Below are 906 nucleotides of genomic sequence, written 5' to 3' on the forward strand. Positions count from 1 at the left end.
GATTTTTATAAGTTCGGCTTAAACATAAAACGACATTAATATTTACAACTGAATCAAATATCGCAACCCCATAGGCTTTGCAATCATAGGTGTGCCCTTGTTATATTCTCCGCTTTACCAAAGCATTCGTTTGATTTTGTTTGGCGCTATCAGCTTAACCGGCTTGACTGTGAGCGCTGCCACAATAGACAACGATGATAAGCAGGCAGCAGCGCCGTTAATTTCTGACAGCCCTAGTATCGCCAATACCCCCATCAAAGACTACAGCGGCAATAGTAAGAGCTTAAGCGCTACAACAACTGCGGATGTTGCTGAAACTACAGTAGATCCTTTGAGCATGAAGCACAGTGCTGATACTGCAATGAGCCATCAGGCTGATGACAACAGCTATCCACTAGCTTCTAGCAATAACTTTAACGCCAGTGATGATTTGGTTGCCAATAATACAGTGTCTAATACTGATAATGCCACCTTAACAATCTCTGAAACCACACACAGCTCAAGCATTAATGTTAAAGCGTCAAAAGACAATAACGATAGTAATGATAAAAAAAACACAGTGCAGGCAAATCAACCTATAAAGCAGAATCTGGCAATTGAGACTAGCCGTCTCGATATCAATGATGAGAGCGTCCAAGACAGCTTGATGCGTTTAGCAGAGTTTTATGAGTTGACTCCTGATACTGATCCATCAACCTTAAGAAACAATAATGTCGATACTATAAATCCTGAACAAACTATAAGCACAGAACAAGACGATGTTCAAAACAAATCGACACCCACGACTCAAAATATCCCTGAAGTAGGCAAAGAATTAAAGTTACTTCCAAACACAGTGGATAGTGCCCAGCGCTGCGAAGGTCAATGGGTCAGTCCTAAGCGCAACCCCAATTATCAACGTGCAGT

General features: G+C 41.5%; 1 pseudogene. It reads left to right on the forward strand.

The features are described 5' to 3' along the window. Positions 1 to 97 precede the first annotated feature (97 nt). A pseudogene (locus ACS8FD_RS18045) lies at positions 98 to 906 on the forward strand (LPS-assembly protein LptD); the annotation flags it as partial.

Source organism: Psychrobacter sp. 1U2, from assembly GCF_051847575.1.